Genomic DNA, 4,266 nt, shown 5'->3' with positions numbered 1-4,266 from the left:
ACGAGGTGTACTCGCCGTCCGTGCCGAACATCCACGGGTAGTCCGGGAAGCCGGCACCGAACCAGGTCGCCTCCTTGAGCGTGCCGGACGGCTCCGGGTAGGCCCGGCCCTCGTCGACGTCGCGCAGCTTCAGGTTGCGCGACGACTGCACGGAGTCGGCGAGGTTCTGCTTGCTCCAGTCGACGCTCTGCTGCAGCAACCGGTCGCCCGGCAGGTCGACCTTCGTGTAGCCGGACGTCGCCTGCCGCTCGTCCACCTTGGCCCGCAGCGCGCGCTCGGGGTTGTGCGAGGCGTTCAGGAACTCCGCCCGCGCCGCGGCCGGACCCTGGTCGGAGCCCGCCACGGTGAACCACAGCGTCGTCGCCTTGCCCGGCTTGAGCGACACGTCGTAGGTCAGCCGGCCGCCGGTGCCCTTGCCGAACGCGGAGTCGTCGCACCGCGGCGGCGCGGTCCCGTCGGCCGGGCAGACCACGGCCGGGTCCTGCGGGCCGCGGTGGTTCGCACCGAGCTCGTGGCCGGACGGGCGCGCCGAGGACCCGACGACCGCGGCGTAGTCGTGCTCGCCGAGGCCCGGCGAGGTGCCCACCTCGCGGAAGGTCAGCGTGCCGTCGGTGTACGCGCCCGTGTCGGGCAGGTTCACGTCGCCGGCACTGGGCGTGGTCCAGCCCCACGGGTAGTTCGGCATCAGCTCGGAGTGCGCGTCCATCGCGAGCTTGACGGTGCGCCGCGTGTCGCTGCTCAGCGTCAGGCCGATCACGTCGGCCCGCGCGCCGTCCGGCGCGAAGTCCAGCCTGCCGACCGACAGGCCGTCCTGGGCGGCGTAGTCGAACCGCTGGTAACCCCAGCCCGCGGTGTAGCGGGAGGTGGTCACGTCGGCGCCCAGCCAGGCGTCGTCGACGGCGAACCAGATGCCGTCCAGCAGCTTCACCGGCGGCGTCCAGATGCCGCCCATCTCCCCGCGGATGTGCCAGCCGGTGGCCGGGTAGAGCCCCGACTCGTCCCCCATGGCGATCACGCGGTCGCCGGTGACCAGCGCCCGGCGGTCCGCCAGACGCGTGGTCTCCGACAGCTCGACCAGTCTTCGGCCGGCCAGCGCACCACCCGCGACGGAGTCCGAAGTGGACTGTGAGGCCGGGGCCGCCGAGGCGGCTGGGATGCCCAGCCCAGCGGTGGTGGCCAGCACGGCCAAAACTAAGAGAGCCTTGCTCCTGCGCATGTCTACTTGACGCCTCCAGCAGTCAGGCCGGCGATGATCCGGCGCTGGAAGATCAGGACCACGATGACCAGCGGCACGGTGACGACCACCCCGGCGGCCATCTTGGTCCCGAACGGACTGTCGAACCCGGAGATACCGGTGAACTGTGAGATCGCGACCGTCGCGGTCTTCATGGTCTTCTCGTTCACCATGGACAGAGCGAAGATGAACTCGTTCCACGCGGCGATGAACGTGATGATCGCCGTCGTGAACATGCCCGGCGCGGCGAGCGGGATGATGACCTTCCGGAACGCCTGGCCGCGCGTGAGCCCGTCCACCATGGCCGCCTCCTCCAGCTCCTTCGGCATCTGCCGGAAGAACGTGGCGAGCGTCCACACCGCCAGCGGCAGCGCGAACGAGAGGCTCGGCAGGATCATCGCCTGGTAGGTGTTGATCCACCCGATGTCGGTGAACAGCTTGAGCAGCGGCACGACGATGGAGACGCTCGGGAACATCGCCGTGGCGATGATGATGCCCGCGACGAGGTTCTTGAACCGGAAGTTCAGCCGCGCCAGCGTGTACGCCGCGAACGTGCCGAAGATCAGCGTGAGCAGCGTCGTCACGCCCGCGACGATCACGCTGTTGAGCAGGTTGCGCCCGAACCCGACACCCGGCCCGAAGACGGCCGCGAAGTTCTCGAACGACAGGGGGCTCGGGAAGAAGGAGTTGTCGGCCTGGTCGTTCGGCTGACGCAGCGCCGAGGCGACCATCCAGTAGAACGGCGCCAGGCAGTAGACGACGATGAGGATGATGCCCAGCGTGGACAGCCAGCGGCGCCCGCCGAGCTGCTCGACGCCCTTCTTCTTCTTCGGGTGCCGCGCCGTGGTCGTGGGCGCGGTCGTGGTCGCGGTGGTCATACCGGCACCGCCTCCTTCTCCTCCGGTTCGGCGGCGGCCCTGGCCTTGCGCCGCCTCCCCTCCTTGCCGCGCTCTCGTGCCTCACCGATCAGGTCGGCGCCGAGCAGCTTGACGAAGATGTACGCGACGATGGCGACGTAGACGAACAGGATCGTGGCGTACGCCGCCGCCGGTCCGTACCTGAGCTGGTTCGCGTCGTCGACGGCCAGCATGGACAGTGTCTCCACCGAGGACTTGCGGGGTCCGATGAGGACGTAAGGCAGGTCGAAGATGCGCAGCACGTCCATGACGCGGAACAGGACCGCCACGAGCAGCGCCGGCTTGACCAGCGGCAGCGTGATGCGCCAGAACCGGGTCCAGGCGTCAGCGCCGTCGACCCGCGCGGCCTCGTAGACCTCGGTCGGGATCATCTGCAGGCCGGCCAGCACCAGGAGCCCGATGAACGGCGCGGTCTTCCAGGTGTCCGCGATCAGCACCGCGACCTTGGCCTGGAAGCCCTCCGTCGTCCACAGGATCTGGGAGTTGAGGATCTCGTTGGCGATGCCGTCGGCCTGGAAGATCCACTGCCACAGCAGCGCCGACATCGCGGTCGGGATCGCCCACGGCACCAGCACGCTGGCCCGGACGAGCCCCTTGCCGCGCAGCGCGTGGTGCATGACCAGGGCCATCGCGACGCCGAGGACGACCTCGATCGCCACACCGACGATCGTGAAGAACGTGGTGTTGAAGAAGGCGTTCCAGAATCGTCCGGCGGCCTCGCCGCTGAAGGCGTCCGTGTAGTTCTGGATGCCGACGAACTGGTCGCCCTCGATGACGAAGCCGTTCTCGTCGAGGCCTTCCTGTTTCTTGTACAGCGACTCGCGGAGGGCCGCGATGAGCGGGTAGAGGATCACCAGCGCGAGCACCACGAACGTGGGGGTCAGCAGCATCGCTGCGAGCCGGCCGTGGCGTTGTGGGCTGGTGGTGGCGTTGCCGCCCGCGGCGGGCGGCAGAGCAGGCGCGGTCACGACGAACTCCTGTTACGCGTCCAGGGGACGCCTGGCCGGGCGACTGTCGATGTCGCCCGGCCAGGCATCTTGTCTGCTACTTGGCAGTCAGCTCTTCGAGCTTCGACTGCAGATCGCTCAGCGCCTGATCGGTCGACTTCTCACCGTTCATCGCGCCGTACGCGGCCTCCTGGATGGCCGCCGTGACGTCGCCGTACTTGACGGCCTTCGGCCGCGGCACGGCCTTCTCGATCGAGGCCTTCAGCGTCGGCAGGTACGGGAACTTCTGGATGAGCTCCTGGTCGTCGTACAGGTTCGCGCGGGTCGGCGCCTGCGACGTGGCGAGCAGGTTGGACTTCTCGTTCTCCTCGCTCGAGAAGAACTTGATGAAGTCCAGGCCGGTCGCCTTGTTCTTGGCGAACGCCGAGATCGCGAAGTTGTGCCCACCGAGGGTCGACACACCCGGGCCGTCCTTGCCGGGCAGCGGGGCGACGTCGAACTTGCCGGCGACCTTCGAGGTGCCGTCGGTGGCGTTGGCCAGCGCGTACTGGTACGGCCACTGGCGGTGGAAGAGCAGCTTGCCGTCCTGGAACGCGCGGCGGCCGGGCTCCTCCTGGTAGGTGATGGCGGCCTTCGGGATCGCACCGGTCTTGACGCCGTCGACCAGGAAGTTCAGGCCGTCCTTGGCCTCCTGGGTGTTCACGTTCGGCTTGCCGTCCTCACCGACGACCTCGCCGCCAGCGGACTGCACGGCCTCGGAGAAGTTGCAGGTCAGACCCTCGTACTTGTCGAACTGGCCCGCGTAGCAGCCGACGCCCTTGCCCTCGGGAAGCGCCTGGACCTTCTTGCAGTCGGCTTCCATCTCGTCCCACGTCTTCGGGGCCTCGGTGACGCCGGCCTTCTGCAGCAGGTCCTTGCGGTAGTAGAGCAGGCCGCCGTCGGAGTACACCGGCACCGCGTAGAGCTTGTCGACGTAGGTCGCGGTGTCCACGGCCGGCTTGAGGAAGTTCTCCAGGTCGAACTGGTCCTTCGGCAGCTCGACGACCCACCGGTTCGCGGCGAACTCGGCGGTCCACACGACGTCCAGGTTGAGCACGGTGTAGGCGTCGGACTTGACCTGCGCGTTCTGGACCATCTGCTGGCGCTGGTCGTCCGCGGACTCGGGCAG

At 68.5% G+C, this 4,266-nt stretch carries 4 protein-coding genes; all 4 read right to left on the bottom strand.

What is annotated here, in order from left to right; genetic code table 11:
• On the bottom strand, window positions 1–1,183 hold a 1,183-nt coding region (locus VH969_RS07960; RefSeq protein ID WP_331972798.1), incomplete at its 3' end, for a hypothetical protein.
• A gap of 35 nt (window positions 1,184–1,218) precedes the next feature.
• Window positions 1,219–2,112: a carbohydrate ABC transporter permease gene (locus tag VH969_RS07955; RefSeq protein WP_331972796.1), complete on the bottom strand. Its 894-nt coding sequence runs from the start codon at window positions 2,110–2,112 to the stop codon at window positions 1,219–1,221.
• Window positions 2,109–3,119, bottom strand: a complete 1,011-nt coding sequence (locus VH969_RS07950; protein ID WP_331972794.1) for a carbohydrate ABC transporter permease — start codon at window positions 3,117–3,119, stop codon at window positions 2,109–2,111. The genes VH969_RS07955 and VH969_RS07950 overlap by 4 nt, the downstream gene beginning before the upstream one ends.
• A gap of 76 nt (window positions 3,120–3,195) precedes the next feature.
• Window positions 3,196–4,266: ABC transporter substrate-binding protein (locus VH969_RS07945; RefSeq protein ID WP_331972792.1), on the bottom strand; the 1,071-nt coding region annotated here is incomplete at its 5' end.

The organism is Actinophytocola sp., assembly GCF_036555685.1.
In the GTDB taxonomy this organism is placed as follows: Bacteria; Actinomycetota; Actinomycetes; order Mycobacteriales; family Pseudonocardiaceae; genus Actinophytocola.
Note: the sequence above shows the minus strand (reverse complement) of the source record. Positions and strands in the feature narration are given on the sequence as shown.